The organism is Bradyrhizobium sp. HKCCYLRH2060, from assembly GCF_051168135.1.
In the GTDB taxonomy this organism is placed as follows: Bacteria; Pseudomonadota; Alphaproteobacteria; order Rhizobiales; family Xanthobacteraceae; genus Bradyrhizobium.
Genome location: NZ_JBNPUK010000002.1, coordinates 147,569 through 165,445 on the forward strand (window position 1 = coordinate 147,569; position 17,877 = coordinate 165,445).

Consider the following 17,877-nt stretch of genomic DNA (forward strand, 5'->3'; position numbering starts at 1 on the left):
GTCGACAGCAAGCATGAGAAACAGGCGCGAGATCATCGGCTGATCCCCTTCGGCTGGGCGGCGTGCAGCTGGCGGGCGCGGATCCTGGCGCGGCCGACCAGGCGGGTGATGTCGCGGTATCCATGACCGCGGTCGGATAGCGTCAGGATCGCCCGCTGCTCGCAGCCGAACGCGCCCGACTGCACCAGGTCCTGCGCCATGATCTCCACCTTGGCGGCGGTGAAGCCATCGGTGCAGGGCGGCGAGCTGAGCGAGCCGTCGATGAGCGGAATGGCGGCGATCGAGCGGCGCATGCGCGGCTCCTGCATGGCGCCGGCAACCGCGGTGAGCTGGCGATCGAGATCGCGCTGCGCCGGCGGCACGTCGCGCTGGCCCTGCCAGATCCTGAGAAGATTGTCGGCGTGCTGCTGCGGAGTCATGAGCAGATCCTCGGAAAAGGCGGCGGCCGAACTGTCCTGGGAGAAGCCCGGCCGCCAGTCAGGGAGGAACTCAGCGCCGCGTCGCTGCGGCGGATGACGGTTCGATCATCGCGGCGTCCGCGATGTCCTCGGCGGGTCTGGTGTCGCCGTGCAGCGCGGTGAAGGCAGCCTGGGCGCGGGCCAGCTTGCTGCCCGGCTCGACGCCCTCGAAACCGGAGTTCGCCTCACAACAGACGATGAGGTCGCGGATCGCGCGCATCGGCTCGCGGGCGCCGTCGAAGTCGCCGCTCACAGGCCCGGCTCCGACAATTGCGGCGCCAGCGCGTGGGTGTCGGCGGCGTGCAGCTTGATCTGCGCTGGCGTGGCGCGCGACGGGAAGCTGATGACCAGCCCCGGCCAGTCCAGCGGCGGCGCCTGACGGGCGCGGCGGATGCGGTCGTCAAGGCGGGCATCGACATGGGCGCGATGGTCGGGCGCGTCGCCGCCGAGCAGCTTGGTGATCAGATCGAGGGCTGACTGGGTGCGGTGGTCCATGGCAGGTGTCCCGGATGCGGTGGGGGAAGACCGGTCCCGGCCCTCAGGCCGGGATCTCCTTCCGCAGCGCGTCCAGGTGAGCCTCGAACTCCGCCTGGGTGATCTGGCCGCCGTCCAGCGCGGTCATCAGGCGCTGCATCTGGGCGTCGATCTGGTCTTGGGTCATGACCGTTCTCCCGTCTGGTGATGGGAGAAGAGTGTCACCATTTTGGTGACGAGTCAACACCAAAATGGTGATAATTACTTTGGCGCGAGCGACATTGGGTCTTTTGGCGGGGCCGCCGCAGGCGCTTGCTTCGCCTTGGGTTTGCTCGGCGGCGCGATCGGCGCCGGTCGAGCCTCTGACCAGCTGCACGCAGCGCCGAGCCGGTCCCGAACCAACGAGACTTGGCCGAGCTTGAAGGTGGCGTCGTCGGCGCGGTTGGAGTGGCCCGTAGCGCGGATGAAGAGCGTGCCGTCCTCGGGCAGCATCTTGATGAAGCTGGTCCCGTTCGGAGCAAAAAGCGCTTTGTTGTCAGATGACGCGGGCCATGTCGCGCTCACGGCGGGGAGATCGTTGACCCGTATCAGCACCGATCCCCGTTTCCACGCGAATAGGCCGTTCGGCTCGATATAGGCCTCCGTCTTGTGCTCGGCGCATCGTATCACAAGCCGGCTCCGGCCGTCCTCGCTCAGAAGCGCAGCTGCGAACTGAGGACTGTCATCGATGGGTGATTTGCTTTCGAGCGTTTTCCATTCCTGCTTGACAGGCGGAGCTTCCGCTTTCGGCGTGGTCGGCTCGGAGGAGGGGCCGGGAATGGCGTCGTAACATTTCAGTCGGGCGGTATCGTCGGCGATTTTCTTGCAAAGTCCGATCATCAAGATCTCTGCCTGGGCGAGAGCTCCCGACGGGATGGTGGCAAGGACAATGGCCGATAGCCAGGCTGCGGGACGTGCTGTCCTGGCCATGGGCGCCCTCAACTTAGGTCGTTGATGATCCTTCCGACGCGGCCGAGGACCAATAGGTCGCCGCTCATCTGGATCGTTTCGTGGTCGGGATTGGTCGAGTATGGCTGCAGGCGCGGCGGATTGCCTGACCTGTAACGCTTGAAGGTGGATTCGCCATCCGGACGGGTAAAGACATAGAATTTGTCGTTCAACAGGCGCTGGTCGTGCCGGTTCACGCATATGTAGGCGCCGTCCGGGGCGATCCGGTCCATGGAATCTCCTTGCGCTTCCAGCACCACCCAATTGCCCTTCGGTAGTCCGGCGAGCATGATGTACTTGCGGATGTCGGCCTTGCGCACTGTTTCCTGCATCGCGAGGCGACCGGCGCTGACCCACGACAATAGCGGCGCGCGAAAAGTGCGCAATTCGGGGAAGACGAGCACTTCCGGTGCGACCTCAAGCAAGGGCGCAAGTTTCTCGGCCCAGAGCGCCGTCATCTCGCGTTCGCCTTTGACCAGCCGGCTGATCTGCTGAGGGCTGGTATCGATGGCACGGGCCAGGTCGGCCTGTGTGATGTCCGGGTGCTCCTCCATCGCTGCGGCGAGCCCGTTTGGATATTTCCCCTTCATGTTCACAGGTGGCACCAATCTGGTGAGGTTGCCCAGCACCATTGTGGTGATGACCCCTTGCGAATCATCACCAAAATGGTGATGACTACGGGTCATGCGATTCGACGACTGGATGATCATGACCGGGACCACCAATCCGGCCTTTGCCGAGAAGATCGGCAAGTCGGCGGAATCGGTGCGCCGCTATCGGGCGGGTGAGCGTGAGCCCGACCAGAAGGTGATGCGGCTGATCTTCGAGGTGACCGGCGAGCTGGTGACACCGAACGACTGGGTCGGTGTCGGGCCGCGGCCTGTGCCGGAGCCGGCCGCCGATGAGGTGTCTGCGTCATGACTGGCAAGCTATCCGCCGATCGCGCAGCGTCAAACAGACCCGCCCGCACGGATGCGGGCGGTTCGTCCGGCGCCATCGCCTGGTTCGAGCCAATCGCCTGTGAGCTCAGGGATATTTTCACCAGCAAGGTTGCGGCCGAAACCGCCTTCCGCGCCGCCGTCGACATCTCAACGGCCGAGCGCTGGCTGGCGGCCAAGACCGCGCCGCAGGGCGAGGCGCTGGCGCGGCTGCTGTGCTCCGACATTGGCGACCGCCTGCATGCCGCGCTGATCGAGAACGTGCAGACGCCGTGGGCACAGGCCCGCCGCGCCGAGCTCGCGCGCGCCAGGCTGCTGCGCGAACGCGAAGAGATCGAGCGGCGCCTGGCCGCGCTCGGCAGCCCTTGACGGGCTGGACGAGGGGAGGGGGGACGATGCTGACCGATCGGCTCGATGACACGACGTTTCATCTGTTGATGCTGGCCTATCTGATCGTTCCGACGCTGGTCGGGATCGCGCTGGTGCTGTGGGACACCGCGCATGAGATGCATCCCGGCGAGGAGCCGGTGCTTGCCGCCGATCTCGGCGAGATCCCCACGCCGGCGGAGCAGCAGCACCTCGCAGCCCGTGCCCGGTTCGAGCGGATGGACGGGGTGCTGTGATGGCAGCGTCCGCTGATGACCGCCGCTATTCGCACGATCGAAGCCGCTGCGGCGCTCGGCCTCTCCGCAACGCCCTGGCGCATCATCCTGCTGTCGGCGCGCGAGGACGTCTGGACGCTGGTCGATGCGCAGGATCACGCCTTTCTGTCGCAGTGGACCTGGAACGTCTGGCATGGCGGCGCGCGCGGCCGCTGGAAGCGCTACGCCAAGCGCAATATCGGGCCGGACCGCGCGACGGTGCGGATGCATCGCGAGATCATGATCCGGGCCGAGCCGCGCTCGGTCAGGTTCATGGCGTGCCATCACGTCGACCACATCAACGGCAATGCGCTCGACAATCGCCGCGCCAATCTGCGCTGGGCCACGCCGGCGCAGAACGCCGCCAACCGCCAGGTGCGCGCCTTCATTCCGCCTCTCGACCAGATCCTGCGCCAGCTCCTCGCGTCACTGCCGGAGTACGCCGCGCCGGGACTAGCGGAAATTCCGTTCTGAGGGGGCGCTGATGTTTCTCGCTCCGGGCCACGCGCCGCTCAGGCCGCATCCGTTCGCCAATCTATTTCCGATGCTGTCGGATGCCGAGCTCGCCGAGCTCGCCGACGACATCGCCGCGAACGGCCAGGCCGAGACGGTCAAGCTGCACAAGGGCATGATCCTCGACGGCCGCAACCGCTATGCGGCCTGCGCGCTCAAGCGGCTCGGCGTGCGCACCGAAGTGTTCGAGAGCGACGATCGCACCGCGCTGAACTGGGTGATCTCGAAGAACCTGAAGCGGCGGCATCTCAACGAGAGCCAGCGCGCAATGGTCGCGGCCAAGCTCGCCACGCTCAGGCTCGGCGACAACCAGCACAGCCTGCGCAAATCTGCGCAAGCTGGCCCCGACCTGCTGGCGCCGGTCGCGCCGCCGGCGGCCCGCGTGGACATCTCGCAGAGCGAGGCGGCCGCGACGCTCAACGTCAGCCGCCGCCTGGTGCAGAGCGCCGAGAAGGTGCGGGACGAGGCGGTGCCGGAGATCATCGCCGCGGTCGAGGCCGGTACGGTCGCGGTCTCGGCCGCGGCTGAGATCGCGGCGCGGCCGAAGGACGAGCAGGCCGCGTTGCTCGCCGAGCTGCCGCGCGACGCCGAGGGCAAGCTGACGCCGGAGGCCAAGAAACAGGTGCGCGCGATCGCCAAGGAGGTGCGCGCCGAGGACCAGGCCGCCAAGCGCGAGAAGCGCGCCGCCAAGGAACGCGAGCTCGGCGAGCGCATCGCGACCCTGCCGGTCGTCAAGGCCGGCGTCGTGCTGTCGGATTTCGAGTGGCACTACAAGGTGCGCAGCGCCGAGACCGGCATGGATCGGCACGCCGCCAACCACTACCTGACCGCCGCCGAGTGCGACACTGCCGAGGCGATCGTCGAGCGGCAGCGCGAGCGGATGTCGGTCTCGGCCGATGATTGCGTGCATTTCATGTGGGCGCCGGCGTGCTTCGACAAGATCGCGCATCGGGTGATGGAGCTGCAGGGCTTCACCTACGTGTCGCAGTTCGTCTGGGTGAAGCCCGGCCTCGGCACCGGCTTCTGGGTGCGTGACGCGCATGAGCTGCTGCTGATCGGCGTGCGCGGCAAGATCATGTGCCCGTCGCAAGGCCAGCAATTCCGCAGCGTCATCGACGCGCCGCGCGGCGAGCATTCGGAGAAGCCCGATGCGCAATACGAGATCATCGAGGCGTATTTCCCGACCTTGCCGAAGATCGAGTTGAACGCCCGCCGCGCGCGGCCGGGCTGGATCGCATGGGGGAACGAGGCTCCGCCGATGCCGGGTGCATCGGCGGAGGAGCCGGCAGCGCAAAGCGACGCGTCCGCCGAAGCGCAGAGCGCGAAGGCGGAAGCTTTGTCGCGAGATGCGCCAGTTCCGGACTGCGACGGCAGCGAGGAGGGCAGCAGGTGAAACAGTCCCGCCTGATGTCCGCGATCGAAACCATCGCGTCAACCGCGACCGGCTTCGCGCTGTCGCTGCTGCTGCAATGGCTCGTGCTGCCGCTGCTGCTCGGCCATGCCGTGACGTTCACGGTCAATCTCGCCTTCGCCGCCGTCATGACCGTGGCCTCGCTGGCGCGGCAATACCTGCTCCGGCGCGTCTTCGAGGCGCTGCACATTCGCCGGCCGCTGTCGCCGTTCGTCCAGGCCGGCATCGCCGAGCGCTTCCGCCAGATCGAGCAGGAAGGTTTTTCGGTCGAGCATGACGACCGCTATCCGCCGGGCGAGCTCGGCCACGCCGGCGCGATGTATGCGCTCTATGCCGGCACCTCGTCCTCGACGCCGCCGCACGACTGGCCATGGCCCGGCGAGTGGTGGAAGCCGGCCGGCCGGCGCCGCGACCTGGTGCGCGCGTTCGCGCTGATCGTCGCCGAGGGCGAGAAGTTCGATCGTGATCGCAAGCGGGGGAGGGGGCTGTGAGCGCCGACTCCAAGCTTGGCCTGGACGTCCGCACGCAACGCGGCATCGGCCGGCAACTGGTGGTCCGATGAAGATGCGCAGCGACTTCATCGGCGATCTCGAAGAAGAAATCGAAGTCGACGACTTCGCCGGAGGCGGCGGGGCCTCGACCGGCATGGAGCAGGCGCTCGGCAGGTCGCCGGCGGTCGCGATCAATCATGACGCGGTCGCGCTGGCGATGCACGCGGTCAACCATCCGCAGACGGTGCACCTCACCAGCGACATCTGGAAGGTCGACCCGAAGCAGGCGACATCGGGGCGGCCGGTGGGGCTGCTGTGGGCCTCGCCGGACTGCAAGCACTTCTCCAAGGCCAAGGGCGGCAAGCCACGCGACAAGAACATCCGCGGGCTCGCCTGGGTCGTGGTGCACTGGGCCAACGTCGTCTCGCCGCGCGTCATCATCATGGAGAATGTCGAGGAATTCCAGGATTGGGGGCCGCTCGGCGACGACGACCAGCCGTGCCCCAGGCGCAAGGGCGAGACGTTTGCGCGCTGGATCGCGCAGTTCGAACGGCTCGGCTACGCCGTCGAATGGCGTGAGCTGCGCGCCTGCGACTACGGCGCGCCGACCATTCGCAAGCGGCTGTTCCTGATCGCCCGCCGCGACGGCCGTGACGTCGTGTGGCCGGAGGCGACGCACGGCGATCCTGCATCGGAGGCGGTGCGCGAAGGGAGGTTGAAGCCGTGGCGCACGGCAGCCGAGATCATCGACTGGTCGATCGCGTGTCCGTCGATCTTCGCGACCTCGGCGGAGATCCGGGCAGGCCTCGGCATTCGCGCCATCCGTCCGCTGCAGCCGGCGACCCTGGCGCGCATCGCCAAGGGCGTGCGGCGCTACGTGCTGGATGCGGCGCATCCCTTCATCGTTCCGATCACTCACACGCGAGACGCTGAGCGCGGGCAGGCTGCGACGCAGCCGCTGTGCACGATCACCTCGGCGCATCGCGGCGAGCAGGCGCTGGTCGCGCCCTATGTCACCAAGTTCAACACGGGCGCCACCGGCCACGCTGTCGGTGATCCGCTGCATACGATCACCGCAGCGCACTCCGAGACGCGTCCGGGCGCAGCCGCGCCGCTCGGCTTGGTCGCACCATACCTGGTGCCGCGCTATGGCGAGCGGCAGGGCCAGGAGCCGCGGACGCGTCCGGTCGACATCCCGGCGCCGGTCGTGGTCGCCACCGGCAACGGCGGCTCGCTGTTCGCGGCGCATCTGACGACCATGCGCAATGCGGACAAGCCGCAGCAGGGCGCGGATCGGCCGGCGCATACGGTCACGGCGGGCGGCGCGCATATCGGCGTCGTGGCGGCGTTCCTGGCGCAGAACAACTACCTCGAGCCGGGCCATGATGCGCGCAAGCCGGTGTCGACGATCGTCGCCAAGGGATCGACCCAGGCGGCCGTCTCGGCCGGGCTGACGATCCTCAAGGGGCGCGACCGGCGCGATGCCGACGTGGAGCTGCCGGCGCCGACGTCGACCGCGCAGGGCGGTCACATCGCGGAGACGCGCGCCTTCCTCACGAAGTACTACGGCGCCGACCAGGATCCCGATCTTGCCGAGCCGCTGCACACGGCGACCAGTAAGGCGCGCTTCGGCCTGACCGAGGTGCTGCTGCAGGCGCCGCCGTTCGGACCGGAGCATCATCAGCGGGCGCGCGCCGTTGCCGACCTGCTGCGGTCGCACGGGCTGTGGGATGACCGCGAGTTCGTGACCGTCGAGATCGATGGCGTTGTGCTCGTGATCGTCGACCTCGGCCTGCGAATGCTGACGCCACGCGAGCTGTTCAGGGCGCAGGGCTTTCCCGAGAGCTACGTCATCGACCGCAAGCCGGACGGCTCGCTGATCTCCAAAACCGAGCAGGTCGCCAAGTGCGGCAATAGCGTCTGCCCGCCGATCGCGGCGGCGCTGGTGGGTGCGAACTATCGGCCGGAGATGGCGCAGCGGGTTTCGGACATGATGGAGGCGGCCGAGTGACGCTATTTGAAGCGGTTCTGCAAGAATGGGATTTCCCTTTCCAACTCGCCGATGATGGCTTCGCAGTCGACCACGATCGCAGAGCATCGGGTCGCGTGAAGACGCAAGTAGTCGTCGAGAATCCTGCCGACGGGCAGATCGTTCACGATCAACTTGGGTTTGATATCCCATGTTCGGTCGGCAAATTTGGACAGCTCCTGCTCAATCTGCGGCAGCAACTGCTTGAGAGCCTCAATATTCACGATCACGGACGGTGGTATGAGGTGAAGAGCCTGCCAAGCCTCCTGGACTTCGGGGGGATTGTATACCGTGATCATGTTTGGACTAATCCTGAGACCCCAAAGGATCTGCGAGAGTTGCTTATCTTCGATCAGTTCGACGCGACTAAACGCGTCTGCGTGCGTTCGACGGAGCGACGCGCGGAGTCTGAGATAAAGCCCAAGTCTTTCGTTGTTGCGACGCCGCTCAGCTTCTTGGCGGTCGTGGTCAACCTTCGCCATTGCGCCCTTGTAGGCGATTGTAGCCGGAATCAGCGCGAGGGTCGGTGCAATGATAGCGGCCATGACGGTCTGCCATTGCTGCAGCTTGGAGATTTCGAACGGTCCCCAGAGCCCCAGCCAGACTGTGAGAACGACCGTCAATATGAGCGCGGCGATCGCCGCCAAGTCAAAGCGCTGCCTGATCATGGACGGAAAATGCCCCCGCACGCTGACGTTGTCGAGAGGGCTGCTGCATGACCGTGCCGTTCGCCCACATCACGCCAATCCTCCGCACCATCGCCGGCGAGCCGCCGCTCGGCCGGGGTGGGGAGTTCTTCCTGCCCGAGCAGGGCGAGATCCTGGCCCATGACAATCCGCGCTATCGCACGCCGTCGACGACGATCGTCGTGCTGGCGCTCGACGGCGGCGCCTGGCTGGCGTCGCCACCGTCGCTGCATGTCAGCCGGCCGCAATATCCCAGCCGCGACGCCGCGCTGCGCTCCGGCATCGCCGCGCTGGTCCGCCGGGCGCGGAGGTACATGCGCAACGCGGAAGGCCAGGGCACGCAGTGGAGCGAAGGCTATGCGGGGCGGGTGATCGAGTGGGCGCTGTCGCTGAAGCCGGCGACAACGTCAAAACCTGCGAACAATACATCCGAAAATAGTCCTGGCAGCGGCGATATTGCCGAGGAGACCAGCCCGGCGCCGGCAGTCGCATCTTGGTGCGGTGCCTTGACCGACCAGATGGCGCGCGAGGAGCTGAGCATTGCGGGCTATCAGGCCAGCGACGCCGGCGCGGAATTGAGCGACCCGGTCGTGCGCTATCTGGTCGCGCAGCATGGCCTGCGCAAGCAGTTTCCGGCCAGGCACATCTTCTCAAGGACGACGGAGATCGCCGAGGGCCGCGTCGTGTCGGTCGCGACCTGTGCGTGCAAGCAGGTCTTCCGGTTCGGCTCCAATGATCAGCTGCGCATGAACGCCGCGATCGAGGCGCACTGGCGGCAGTTCGCGCACGAGCCAACCATCGATGGCCGCGGGGAGCCGGTCGCGAAGGCAGTCAAGAAATCGCGGTCTCGTAAGGTCAGGGCGGCGGACGCGCCGGAACTGCTGACGACCGCAAGCAGTTCTGACGGCGGCGGGGAAAATCAACCGGAGCAACGCACTGGCCCACATCGCGCAAGCGGTGAAACCGGCTCAGCCGGCGGCGAGCCATCGTCGCATTTGGGAGCGATCGGAGACAGCGAACTCACGCGGAGTGCCCGTGCGCCGTCGGAAGCCGAGCGGCTCTATTGGGAGGGGCTTTGGGCCGTCGCCTGGCAGACCCCGGTCGATGATGTTGTCGCGGCCGATATGGTCGCGCGAGGTCTTGTCTTCGCGATCGATCCCAATGATCGATCGCGCGGCTACAACCCGACCAAGCAGGGCGTAGCGCGCGTCGACGCGCTGAAACACCTGTTCGACCTTGACGAGACCAGGAACAAGCTCCTGGCCAGGCCTGCGCAAATTTGCGCAGGCGACGAAATCCCTGAGCCTGCCGAAGGCTGCGATCCCGACCAGGCCGTCACCGGAGGGGTATTGATCCCGTCGATGGTGGCGGAGCAAGCGGGGAAGCTCGAGGCGGGGGAGACGCCAGTGGCGGGCGCAAGCGCTGCGGTGTCTCCGGCATGGCTTGCGCCAGGTGAACCGGCATCTGTCGAGGGGGCCTGCGGGCACGCACCGCCGGAGTTTCTTATCGAGTCCGACGACCTCACCATCGACTGGCCGTCCTACGATCAGTTCCTCGAGGACAAGATCGTCGTCGCGCCTCTCAGGGGCATCGAGGTGCCGCGCGATGGCTTGCATCCGTATCTGAAGCCGCATTGCAAGGACCTCACCGTTTGGGCGTTGCGGCTCGGCTGCGCGGCGATCTTTGCCAGTTTCGGGCTGCACAAGACCGCGATGCAGCTGGAATGGTGCCGGCAACTCGCCCGCCACACGGGGCAGCCGACCTTGAGCGTGGTGCCGCTCGGCGTGCGCCACGGCTTCATCAAGGAGGCGCTCAATCTCGGCATGGACGTGCGCTTCATCCGGATCACGGCGGAGCTCGATGACCTCTATTGCGAAGGGGTGCGCCACTTCCTGACCAACTACGAGAGCATTCGCGAGGGCAAGCTCGACCCGAACGCGTTCGAAGCCGTCAGCCTCGACGAGGCCAGCGTGCTGCGCAGCTACGGCTCCAAGACGTTCCAGGAATTCCTGCCGCTGTTCGCTAAGGTGCCGTTCAAGCTGGTGGCGACCGCGACGCCGTCGCCGAACCGCTACAAGGAGCTGATCCACTATGCCGGCTTCCTCGACGTGATGGATACGGGGCTGGCGTTGACACGCTGGTTCCAGCGCAACAGCGAGAAGGCGGGCGACCTCACGCTCTATCCGCACAAGGAAGACGAGTTCTGGATGTGGGTGCACTCCTGGGCCGCCTTCCTGCAGAAGCCGTCAGAACTCGGTCATTCCGACGATGGCTACGAGCTGCCGCCGCTGGACCTGCGCTGGCACGAAGTGCCGGCCGATCACGCCAAGGCGCTGCCGGAGCGCGACGGCCAAGGTGTGCTGCTGCGCAACGTCGCCACCAGCCTGCAGGAGGCGGCCAAGGCGCGGCGCGACAGCTTAGCCGCGCGGATCGCGAAGATGATGGAGATCATTGGCGAGGATCCCGATGCGCATTTTCTGATCTGGCACGACCTCGAGGCCGAGCGCGAAGCGATCGAGCAGGCGCTGCCGGAGGTCGTCACCATCACCGGCTCCGGCATGTCCATTGAGGAGCGCGAGATCAGGCTCGCCGATTTCGAGGAGGGGCGGACCAAGTATTTCGGCACCAAGCCAACGCTGTCCGGATCCGGCTCGAACTTCCAGTATCACTGCCACCGCATGATCTTCGTGGCGCTGCCCGGCTTCGGCTTCAAGTTCAACGATTTCATCCAGGCCCTGCATCGCCTCTTGCGCTTCGGCCAGCAGCATCAGGTGATCGTCGACGTCATCTATGCCGAGGACGAGCGCGCGGGACGCGCGGCGCTCGAGGAGAAGTGGGCGCTCGACGGCCAGATGCGTAACAGGATGAGCGAGATCATCGCCCGGCACGGGCTGAACACGCTGCCGCTGCGCGACGCGCTGTTGCGCTCGATCGGCGTGCAGCGCGTGGAGATCGCCGGGAAGGGCTGGGTCGCGATCAACAATGACGCTGTCGCCGAGTGTCAGGCCTGGCCCGCCGACAGCGTCGACCTTGTCGTGACCTCGATCCCGTTCGGCAACCAGTACGAATATTCGGCGAGCTACAACGATTTCGGCCACTCCGACGACAGCGGGCATTTCTGGGCGCAGATGGATTTCCTGTCCTCGGAGCTTTTGCGCATGCTCAAGCCCGGGCGGCTCGCCTGCATCCACGTCAAGGACCGCGTGCTGTTCGGCGCCGTCACCGGCGAGGGTGTGCCGACCATCTCGCCCTTCCACGCCGAGGCGATCATGCACTACCGCGCCCACGGTTTTCAGTACTGCGGCATGATCACGGTCAACACCGACGTGGTCCGCGAGAACAACCAGACCTACCGGCTCGGCTGGAGCGAGAACGCCAAGGACTCCACCAAGATGGGCGTCGGCATGCCCGAATACGTGCTGCTGTTCCGCAAGCGCCAGACCGACCGCTCGCGCTCCTATGCCGACGTGCCGGTCACCAAGGTCAACGGCACCGATGACGGCTGCTATTCCCGCGCGCGCTGGCAGCTCGACGCCCACGCGTTCTGGCGCTCGAGCGGCAACCGCTTCCTCACGCCGGAGGAGTTCGCCGGGCTCGATGCTGGCGACCACGCACGGCTGTTCGCAAAAGTCTCGGCCGAGCGGATCTATGACTACGAGGCGCATGTCCGGATCGGCGAGGTGCTGGAGCGCCAGGGCACCTTGCCGGCGACCTTCATGTCGATCGCGCCGGGTAGTCATTGCGGCGAGATCTGGCACGACGTCAACCGCATGCGCACCCTCAACTTGCTGCAGCAGCGGAAGGGCGCGGAGATGCATCTGTGCCCGCTGGCCTTCGACATCGTCGACCGGTTGATCCGGCGGTTCTCGAACGAGGGCGAGCTGGTGTTCGACCCGTTCGGCGGGTTGATGACCGTGCCCTATCGCGCGCTGCTCTTGAAGCGCCGGGGCGCCGCGACCGAGCTGTCGGCGACCTACTTCATGGACGGCGTGCACTATCTGCGCATGGCCGAGGAGCAGATGGCGACGCCTGATTTGTTCGCGCTGATGGGCGGCCGGTCGATCGTGCTGCCGGATGGTGATGAGGTGGTGGCATGACGCTCCACTATCACGGCACGCCGCTGACGCCGCGCTCCGATCTCATGAAGATGGCCGGAAAATGCTTTTGTGTGCCGTTCTCGGACGCGCGTGATGCCGATGTCTGTCTGGCGATTGGTCAGTCCGTGATGTTCGACAACGGGGCATTCTCGGCCTTCACCAAGGGCAAGCCGCTCGACGTGCGAGGCTATCTTGCCTTTCTCGACACGCGATTGATGCAGCCGCACTGGGCAATCCCGCCGGATGTCATTGATGGCGATGTGGAGCAGCAGCGTGCCGGCTTGGCGTCCTGGCCATTCCCAAGCCAGCTGAGTGCCCCGGTCTGGCACATGGGTCTTTCGATCGAATGGCTGATCGAGTTGGCTGACAATTGGCCACGGATCTGCTTCGGCTCGACCGCGCAGTTTTGGCAGGTCGGCTCCGATTTGTGGCGCCGGCGCGCCGATGAGGCATTCAACGCGCTCGCGCGCACGCGGCGCCACCTGCCTTGGATTCACATGCTGCGCGGCATGGCGGTGTGCGGTGAGCGATGGCCGTTCGCGTCGGTCGACTCCGTCAACGTTGCCCGAAACTTCAAGGACTACGGGGTGGACCCGGAAAGGATGGCGCGGCGGCTCGATGCCGTCCAATGCAATCGGGCGTGGTCTGATCGCATCGAGCCTGAGCAGACCGACTTCTTCAAGGGTGCCGCATGAGGAACGCGACGGGCTTCCGAGGTGTCCGTAAGAGCCGGGATAGTTGGCGGGCAAAGCCTTATTTCGCACGCGTGAAGGTCGGTGACCGCGAGGTCTACTCCGAACGGTGTGCGACGGCCGTGGGTGCGGCGCTCGCATATGATCGGATCGCGCGGGCGCTTCACGGATCGAAGGCTGTTCTGAATTTCGCGCGTGAGGTCTGCGCATGACCGACCTCGCGATCATCCGCCGCATCTATGACGGCTCGGACGGCGACGCGACGCGGATGCTGTACCGCGACCTGGAGCGGCTCGGGCCGATGGGCGTCATCGCGCTCAACCTCCTGCGCGCCTGCAAATGCTCGGAGCGCGCCAAGACCTATCGCAAGGGCCCGGGCTATCGCACCGAGGCCTATCGCCGCAAGGACTGGAGCATCGGCAACCTCGCTGCCGCGCTCGCCGGCGACGTGGATCATGGCCTGGTGTGGGGCTGGGGCGTCGATGGCGAGCTGCAGGCCCGGCTCGATCCGCATCACCACATCCTCTACGTCGAGCTGCCGACCGGCCAGGTCAGCTTCCACACCGGCACGCGCCACGCTGGGCCTGATTTCGCCGGCGCATGGGACGGCGCGCGCGACGTCGCCGCCGATCGCATCTGCCTGTTCGCCGCCGAGGTGTTCAAGCATGGAGCACTGGCATGAGTGCGCCCGAGCCGCTTCCGTGTCCGCTCTGCGGAACGCTGCCGAGAATCTGGGACATGAGTGAGCAGCGCCCGCTGGGCGGCTTCACGATTTCCTGTCGACAGGATTGCCCGCTCGGTCAGTTCGACTGTCCCGACATGCGCGAGCATGAAGCCGTGGAAGCGTGGAATCGACGCGCCCCGCTGCCAACAAGGCCCCTCAGCATCCGCGAGCGCTGTCCGCAGTTGTCGCCGCGTGAGCGCGATGTCTGTCTGGAAATCGTGCGCGGCGGCACCTGCAAGGAAATCGGCGAGCGGCTCGGCTTAAGCGGGCGGACGGTCGAAACCCATCGCTGGGACATCTTCCGCAAGCTCGGCATCAGCGGCACCGCGGCGCTGGTGATGCACGTGCTCGGCAATCCGGAGGTCGTGCCATGAGCCGTAGGCCCCGCGCGCGGCGCTACCTGATCGACGATCTCGCCACCATCCTGCGCAAGCCGACGGCGGCGCCGACCGTGGAGCCGGCCGAGATCATCGCGATGGTCCTGACCACCACGCAGTGGCAACCCGGCCGGATCATCGAGGCTGATGATCCCGTGGTCGATCAGGTCCTGGCGACTCTGGAAGAGGCAGGCTGGTCCGTTGCGCCTCGCCACAGTGGCCCGCGCCAGGCCCGTATCATCATCGCCGCCGTTCTGACGGCGACGCAGTGGATGCCGGGCCGCAATATCGGCCCGGACGATCTTGTCGTCGCCCAGATCCTGAGCTCGCTGCAACAGGCGGGCCTCACCATCACGCCGATCGTGAGCGAGCAGCGATGAGCGAGAGCACGATCACATTGAGCGTTGCCGGCCACCCGCCGGTGACGATGACAGAACAGCAGTTTCGCGCGCGCACGGCGGAGATTGTCCGGCGCAACAGGGAGAAGGCGGACGTGAGCAGCAACACCGGTACCAACGTCGCGGTCGATCAGCTGACGTCGATCGTCGAGCGCATCGAGCGGATCGAGGCGGAGAAGAAGGGGCTCTCCGACGACGTCAAGGAGATCTATCAGGAGGCCAAGGGTAACGGCTTCGAAGCGAAGGCGATCCGCCGCATCGTCCGCCTGCGCGCCATGGATGCCTCGCAGAAGGCTGCGCACGAGGAGGTCGAGAGCATCCTCGAAACCTACATGCAGGCGTTGGGGATGTTGTAATGGCCGCGCCAGACCTGGCCTCGCGCATCGTCACGCTGCTCGAACGTGCGCCGTTGCCGCTCTCGGATGAGAAGCAGCTGCAAGCCGAGCTGCACGCGCTGCTGCAACGCGAGGGCTTCGATGCCAGCCGCGAGATCAGGCTCGACGCCGGCGACATCGTGGATTTCATGATCTTTGACGGCGACTTCGTGCTGTCGGGCCTCGCGATCGAGGTCAAGATCAAAGGCCAGCGCCGTGCGATCTATCGCCAGCTCGAGCGCTACTGCGGCCATCCGCGGGTTGCCGGCATCGTGCTCGCGACCAATGTGGCGATGGCGCTGCCGGAGACGATCAAGGGGAAACCGGCGCGCATCGCGCAGCTCGGGAGGGCGTGGCTCTGATGTCATCGCCCAGCTTCGTAGCCGATGACCTGCTCGCCGCGGCCGCGCGTCTCGCCTGGCGTGACGATGCCGTCGCCGAGCGCACCTATGGCCGGCTGGCCTATGATGCCGAGGCGTCGCGCTGGGTCATCACCGAGCTGGCGCCGCAGGTCGCGATCCGCGCCAAGCGTATCTTCGCCCGGATCGCCTCGACCCAGGTCGGCTCCTACACCTTCGCCGACAATGACGAGACGCGCGCCGAGCTGGAATGGTTCATGGGGCGCTATCCGCTGGTCATCTCGGAGGCAGACCGCATGCGGCTGGCTGAAGGCCGGCTGCGCTTCACGCGCATGCGGCATGAGATCGACGAAGTGCTGTCAGGCCAATGGCAGCCGAGCGGCCAGCCGGCGCGGCTGCGGGATGGCACCACGCTGCGGCCGAACCAGGCACGGGTGGTCGAGGTCGCAAGGCGGACATCGCGGCTGCTGGTCGCCGACGACGTCGGGCTCGGCAAGACGCTCGGCGCGCTGGCGGCCGTCATGGACGAGCGCTTCCTGCCGGCGGCCGTGCTGGTCGAGAAACACGTCGCCAACCAGTGGCAGGATGAGTTCGTCGGCAAGTTCACGACGCTCACGAGCCATGTGATGCAGACCGTCGCGCCCTACGTGCTGCCCGTCCGCGACATCTACATCGTGCCGTACTCCATCGCCCATGGCTGGGTGAACATCGCCGAGACCGGGCGCTTCCGCTCGGTCATCTTCGACGAGTGCCAGAACCTCCGGCATGGACGGGTGACGCAGAAGGGCGCGGCGGCCGACGTGTTCGCGCGCAATGCCGGCGGCCTGCGCATCGGGCTGTCGGCGACGCCGGTGTTCAACTATGGCGGCGAGATCTTCAACATCCTGGATATCATCGATCCCGGCATTCTCGGCACCCGCGACGAGTTCGTGCGCGAGTGGTGCACGACCAATGACGAGCGCAAGATGATCATCCGGGATCCGCAGGCGCTCGGCGCGCACCTGCGCGACCTCAACCTGATGATCCGCGAGGTGGGCTCCGGGCCGCCGCCGAACCGCATCATTCACGACGTGCCCTATGACACGGAGGCAGCGGCGGCGGATGCGGCGCTGGCAAAATCGCTGGCGCAGAAGGTGCTGTCGGGGTCGTTCACCGAGCGCGGCCAGGCGGCGCGCGAGCTCGACATGATGGCGCGGCATCAGACCGGCGTCGCCAAGGCGCGCCACGTCGCGGCCTTCGTCAAGATCCTGCTCGATGCCAAAACGCCGATCATCCTCGGCGGCTGGCACCGCGAGGTCTACGACATCTGGCTCGAGGAGCTGAAGGACTATCACCCGGTGCTCTACACCGGCAGCGAGAGCACGCGCGAGAAGGACCGTGCCAAGGCGGCCTTCATGTCGGGCGAGACGAACTGCTTCATCATGAGCCTGCGCTCGGGCGCCGGCCTCGACGGGCTGCAGCATCGCTGCTCGACCGTCGTGCATGGCGAGCTCGACTGGTCGCGCGAGGTGCACAAGCAGCTCGAGGGCCGTCTGCGGCCGCACGCGCGCACCGATCCGATCACGACGATCTACCTGATCGCCGACGGCGGCAGCGATCCGCTGATCGCATCCGTGCAGGGCCTGAAGGCCAGCCAGGCGCACGGCATCATCGATCCCGGCAAGACGCTCGCGGCCGCCGCGAGCGACGACAGCCGGATCAAGGCGCTGGCCAGGATGTACCTGGAGAAGGGGGCAGCATGACCAAGAAGAAAGAGGGCGCGCGGCCCTGCGGCAAGCCGTGGACGGCTGCCGAGGTGGCGACCGCGGCGCGGATATGGAAGGAGATGGTGACCGACATTGAGGGCCGCGGCTCGCGCAAGTGCAAGGCCGCAGCATGGGCCGCGATCGGGGAGGCCATCGGCCGCTCGGCGATGGCGGTAAAGGACCGCTACCGCGATTGCGGCGTCGGCTACGTCTCGCGCTTGGCCGGCGCCCAGGCGCAATCGATGGCCCGGCTCGATCCCGCCGTCGCCGCCAGTCGTGACGCGCTGCTGCGGGCACGCGCTCAGCAGCCCAGCATCTCGGCCTGGCTCAACGATCCACCGCCGGGCTACTCGGCGCTCGATCAGCGCGGTGGCGACATCAGGCGCTGACGGCCGACATCTTCGATCGCGTTCCATGTGGCGTGGCGTGCATCTCGGCGGCTTCAGGCGGCAGACGTGTCCTTGATCTGACTTCAAACAGGTG

Annotated in this window: 23 protein-coding genes; 16 read left to right on the forward strand and 7 right to left on the reverse strand. The window is 66.5% G+C overall.

The window, feature by feature from the left end:
• Positions 1-32: 32 nt before the first annotated feature.
• From ACQR10_RS04370 to ACQR10_RS04395, 6 genes are all read right to left on the reverse strand, one after another.
• Positions 33-419, reverse strand: a complete 387-nt coding sequence (locus tag ACQR10_RS04370) for a hypothetical protein (RefSeq protein ID WP_434911804.1) — start codon at positions 417-419, stop codon at positions 33-35.
• 70 nt (positions 420-489) lie between these two features.
• Positions 490-711, reverse strand: a complete 222-nt coding sequence (locus tag ACQR10_RS04375; protein WP_434911805.1) for a hypothetical protein — start codon at positions 709-711, stop codon at positions 490-492.
• Positions 708-953, reverse strand: a complete 246-nt coding sequence (locus tag ACQR10_RS04380) for a hypothetical protein (protein ID WP_434911806.1) — start codon at positions 951-953, stop codon at positions 708-710. The genes ACQR10_RS04375 and ACQR10_RS04380 overlap by 4 nt, the downstream gene beginning before the upstream one ends.
• Positions 954-996: 43 nt before the next feature.
• Positions 997-1,119, reverse strand: coding sequence for a hypothetical protein (locus tag ACQR10_RS04385; protein ID WP_434911807.1), 123 nt, complete (start codon positions 1,117-1,119; stop codon positions 997-999).
• 74 nt (positions 1,120-1,193) lie between these two features.
• Positions 1,194-1,901, reverse strand: coding sequence for a type VI secretion system-associated protein TagO (locus tag ACQR10_RS04390; RefSeq protein ID WP_434911808.1), 708 nt, complete (start codon positions 1,899-1,901; stop codon positions 1,194-1,196).
• A gap of 8 nt (positions 1,902-1,909) precedes the next feature.
• The gene (locus ACQR10_RS04395) at positions 1,910-2,629 is read right to left on the reverse strand and encodes a S24 family peptidase (protein WP_434911809.1); all 720 of its coding nucleotides are present in this window, start codon (positions 2,627-2,629) and stop codon (positions 1,910-1,912) included.
• On the opposite strand from ACQR10_RS04395, the gene ACQR10_RS04400 reads away from it, so the two are divergent.
• The 7 genes from ACQR10_RS04400 (at position 2,628) to ACQR10_RS04430 (ending at position 7,924) form a co-directional block, all read left to right on the forward strand.
• Complete coding sequence (locus tag ACQR10_RS04400; protein WP_434911810.1) at positions 2,628-2,840, forward strand: helix-turn-helix domain-containing protein; 213 nt, start codon at positions 2,628-2,630, stop codon at positions 2,838-2,840. The genes ACQR10_RS04395 and ACQR10_RS04400 overlap by 2 nt on opposite strands.
• Positions 2,837-3,226 (forward strand): hypothetical protein, encoded by a 390-nt coding sequence (locus tag ACQR10_RS04405; RefSeq protein ID WP_434911811.1) that lies wholly within the window; start codon positions 2,837-2,839, stop codon positions 3,224-3,226. The genes ACQR10_RS04400 and ACQR10_RS04405 overlap by 4 nt, the downstream gene beginning before the upstream one ends.
• Before the next feature lie 26 nt (positions 3,227-3,252).
• A complete protein-coding gene (locus ACQR10_RS04410; RefSeq protein WP_434911812.1) occupies positions 3,253-3,480 on the forward strand; it encodes a hypothetical protein in 228 nt (75 codons plus the stop codon).
• 15 nt (positions 3,481-3,495) lie between these two features.
• Positions 3,496-3,972 (forward strand): HNH endonuclease, encoded by a 477-nt coding sequence (locus ACQR10_RS04415; protein ID WP_434911813.1) that lies wholly within the window; start codon positions 3,496-3,498, stop codon positions 3,970-3,972.
• Positions 3,973-3,982: 10 nt separating this feature from the next.
• A complete protein-coding gene (locus ACQR10_RS04420) occupies positions 3,983-5,404 on the forward strand; it encodes an MT-A70 family methyltransferase (RefSeq protein WP_434911814.1) in 1,422 nt (473 codons plus the stop codon).
• Entirely contained in the window at positions 5,401-5,913 is a 513-nt protein-coding gene (locus ACQR10_RS04425; RefSeq protein WP_434911815.1) for a DUF7220 family protein, read from the forward strand. Before ACQR10_RS04420 ends, ACQR10_RS04425 begins: the two co-directional genes overlap by 4 nt.
• Positions 5,914-5,980: 67 nt before the next feature.
• Positions 5,981-7,924, forward strand: coding sequence for a DNA cytosine methyltransferase (locus tag ACQR10_RS04430; protein WP_434911816.1), 1,944 nt, complete (start codon positions 5,981-5,983; stop codon positions 7,922-7,924).
• Positions 7,925-7,926: 2 nt separating this feature from the next.
• On the opposite strand, the gene ACQR10_RS04435 is transcribed toward ACQR10_RS04430, so the two are convergent.
• Entirely contained in the window at positions 7,927-8,610 is a 684-nt protein-coding gene (locus tag ACQR10_RS04435; protein ID WP_434911817.1) for a hypothetical protein, read from the reverse strand.
• Between the two features lie 47 nt (positions 8,611-8,657).
• Between ACQR10_RS04435 and ACQR10_RS04440 the strand changes: the two genes are divergently transcribed.
• The 9 genes from ACQR10_RS04440 (at position 8,658) to ACQR10_RS04480 (ending at position 17,783) form a co-directional block, all read left to right on the forward strand.
• Positions 8,658-12,725 (forward strand): DNA methyltransferase, encoded by a 4,068-nt coding sequence (locus tag ACQR10_RS04440; protein ID WP_434911818.1) that lies wholly within the window; start codon positions 8,658-8,660, stop codon positions 12,723-12,725.
• On the forward strand, positions 12,722-13,420 hold the full coding sequence (locus ACQR10_RS04445; protein WP_434911819.1) for a hypothetical protein: 699 nt from the start codon (positions 12,722-12,724) through the stop codon (positions 13,418-13,420). The genes ACQR10_RS04440 and ACQR10_RS04445 overlap by 4 nt, the downstream gene beginning before the upstream one ends.
• A gap of 205 nt (positions 13,421-13,625) precedes the next feature.
• Positions 13,626-14,099: a hypothetical protein gene (locus tag ACQR10_RS04450; RefSeq protein WP_434911820.1), complete on the forward strand. Its 474-nt coding sequence runs from the start codon at positions 13,626-13,628 to the stop codon at positions 14,097-14,099.
• Positions 14,096-14,515, forward strand: coding sequence for a LuxR C-terminal-related transcriptional regulator (locus tag ACQR10_RS04455; protein ID WP_434911821.1), 420 nt, complete (start codon positions 14,096-14,098; stop codon positions 14,513-14,515). The genes ACQR10_RS04450 and ACQR10_RS04455 overlap by 4 nt, the downstream gene beginning before the upstream one ends.
• Positions 14,512-14,898 carry a hypothetical protein gene (locus ACQR10_RS04460; RefSeq protein WP_434911822.1) on the forward strand — a complete coding sequence of 129 codons (387 nt, stop codon included), beginning with the start codon at positions 14,512-14,514 and terminating at the stop codon, positions 14,896-14,898. Before ACQR10_RS04455 ends, ACQR10_RS04460 begins: the two co-directional genes overlap by 4 nt.
• A 47-nt stretch (positions 14,899-14,945) precedes the next feature.
• Positions 14,946-15,272, forward strand: a complete 327-nt coding sequence (locus tag ACQR10_RS04465; protein ID WP_434911910.1) for a DUF2312 domain-containing protein — start codon at positions 14,946-14,948, stop codon at positions 15,270-15,272.
• The gene (locus tag ACQR10_RS04470; RefSeq protein ID WP_434911823.1) at positions 15,272-15,652 is read left to right on the forward strand and encodes a hypothetical protein; all 381 of its coding nucleotides are present in this window, start codon (positions 15,272-15,274) and stop codon (positions 15,650-15,652) included. The genes ACQR10_RS04465 and ACQR10_RS04470 overlap by 1 nt, the downstream gene beginning before the upstream one ends.
• Positions 15,652-17,391, forward strand: coding sequence for an SNF2-related protein (locus ACQR10_RS04475; protein WP_434911824.1), 1,740 nt, complete (start codon positions 15,652-15,654; stop codon positions 17,389-17,391). The genes ACQR10_RS04470 and ACQR10_RS04475 overlap by 1 nt, the downstream gene beginning before the upstream one ends.
• Entirely contained in the window at positions 17,388-17,783 is a 396-nt protein-coding gene (locus ACQR10_RS04480; protein WP_434911825.1) for a hypothetical protein, read from the forward strand. The genes ACQR10_RS04475 and ACQR10_RS04480 overlap by 4 nt, the downstream gene beginning before the upstream one ends.
• The last annotated feature ends 94 nt before the right edge of the window (positions 17,784-17,877 follow it).

Coding starts and splice junctions, on each gene's coding strand:
- ACQR10_RS04370 (WP_434911804.1), bottom strand. CDS start 419: ATGACTCCGCAGCAGCACGCCGACAATCTTCTCAGGATCTGGCAGGGC.
- ACQR10_RS04380 (WP_434911806.1), bottom strand. CDS start 953: ATGGACCACCGCACCCAGTCAGCCCTCGATCTGATCACCAAGCTGCTC.
- ACQR10_RS04385 (WP_434911807.1), bottom strand. CDS start 1,119: ATGACCCAAGACCAGATCGACGCCCAGATGCAGCGCCTGATGACCGCG.
- ACQR10_RS04390 (WP_434911808.1), bottom strand. CDS start 1,901: ATGGCCAGGACAGCACGTCCCGCAGCCTGGCTATCGGCCATTGTCCTT.
- ACQR10_RS04400 (WP_434911810.1), top strand. CDS start 2,628: ATGACCGGGACCACCAATCCGGCCTTTGCCGAGAAGATCGGCAAGTCG.
- ACQR10_RS04395 (WP_434911809.1), bottom strand. CDS start 2,629: ATGATCATCCAGTCGTCGAATCGCATGACCCGTAGTCATCACCATTTT.
- ACQR10_RS04405 (WP_434911811.1), top strand. CDS start 2,837: ATGACTGGCAAGCTATCCGCCGATCGCGCAGCGTCAAACAGACCCGCC.
- ACQR10_RS04410 (WP_434911812.1), top strand. CDS start 3,253: ATGCTGACCGATCGGCTCGATGACACGACGTTTCATCTGTTGATGCTG.
- ACQR10_RS04415 (WP_434911813.1), top strand. CDS start 3,496: ATGACCGCCGCTATTCGCACGATCGAAGCCGCTGCGGCGCTCGGCCTC.
- ACQR10_RS04420 (WP_434911814.1), top strand. CDS start 3,983: ATGTTTCTCGCTCCGGGCCACGCGCCGCTCAGGCCGCATCCGTTCGCC.
- ACQR10_RS04430 (WP_434911816.1), top strand. CDS start 5,981: ATGAAGATGCGCAGCGACTTCATCGGCGATCTCGAAGAAGAAATCGAA.
- ACQR10_RS04435 (WP_434911817.1), bottom strand. CDS start 8,610: ATGATCAGGCAGCGCTTTGACTTGGCGGCGATCGCCGCGCTCATATTG.
- ACQR10_RS04440 (WP_434911818.1), top strand. CDS start 8,658: ATGACCGTGCCGTTCGCCCACATCACGCCAATCCTCCGCACCATCGCC.
- ACQR10_RS04445 (WP_434911819.1), top strand. CDS start 12,722: ATGACGCTCCACTATCACGGCACGCCGCTGACGCCGCGCTCCGATCTC.
- ACQR10_RS04450 (WP_434911820.1), top strand. CDS start 13,626: ATGACCGACCTCGCGATCATCCGCCGCATCTATGACGGCTCGGACGGC.
- ACQR10_RS04455 (WP_434911821.1), top strand. CDS start 14,096: ATGAGTGCGCCCGAGCCGCTTCCGTGTCCGCTCTGCGGAACGCTGCCG.
- ACQR10_RS04460 (WP_434911822.1), top strand. CDS start 14,512: ATGAGCCGTAGGCCCCGCGCGCGGCGCTACCTGATCGACGATCTCGCC.
- ACQR10_RS04465 (WP_434911910.1), top strand. CDS start 14,946: ATGACAGAACAGCAGTTTCGCGCGCGCACGGCGGAGATTGTCCGGCGC.
- ACQR10_RS04470 (WP_434911823.1), top strand. CDS start 15,272: ATGGCCGCGCCAGACCTGGCCTCGCGCATCGTCACGCTGCTCGAACGT.
- ACQR10_RS04475 (WP_434911824.1), top strand. CDS start 15,652: ATGTCATCGCCCAGCTTCGTAGCCGATGACCTGCTCGCCGCGGCCGCG.
- ACQR10_RS04480 (WP_434911825.1), top strand. CDS start 17,388: ATGACCAAGAAGAAAGAGGGCGCGCGGCCCTGCGGCAAGCCGTGGACG.